This is a genomic window from Mesorhizobium sp. M7A.F.Ca.AU.001.01.1.1 (assembly GCF_004022735.1).
Classification (GTDB): Bacteria; Pseudomonadota; Alphaproteobacteria; order Rhizobiales; family Rhizobiaceae; genus Mesorhizobium; species Mesorhizobium ciceri.
Genome location: NZ_RZPF01001383.1, coordinates 1 through 413, shown reverse-complemented (window position 1 = coordinate 413; position 413 = coordinate 1). Strand labels below are relative to the sequence as shown.

Here is a 413-nt window from a genome sequence, read left to right as displayed (position 1 = left end):
ACTTTTTGCCCCTTGTCGCCCCGCCACCGCCGATATCGACGAGCTGCTCGGAAATCTTGGCCGTCTCGACGGTTTCGAGCGGCCACCAATGGAAATGCAGGCCAGGCTGCGACAGTTCGGTCTTCGGCTTGCCGAAGCGCAGTTCGACCGCGACCTCATCGGGCTGCACGGTGTAAACCGCCTTGAACGCCCACAGCACCACAAGTGCAGCCGCGATCAGCGCGAAGATAGCCGGGCTCGCGCCGCCGCCGCCCGGAAGAGCGCGCCGCAGCCGGTCCTGGCCGCGGCGGATGATGTCTTCTAGATCGGGAGGCGAGCCCTGCGGCCCGCTCGGTCCTTTTGGACCCTGCCCCCAGGGTCCCTGATTGTTGCCGCCGCCACCCCATGGGCCGCCGCCACCGCCGCTTTTGTCG

Annotated in this window: 1 protein-coding gene; it reads right to left on the bottom strand. The window is 67.6% G+C overall.

The window, feature by feature from the left end; translation table 11 throughout:
* The coding region (locus EN884_RS38300) for a protease modulator HflK N-terminal domain-containing protein (protein ID WP_206617793.1) at positions 1-413 on the bottom strand (413 nt) is incomplete at both ends.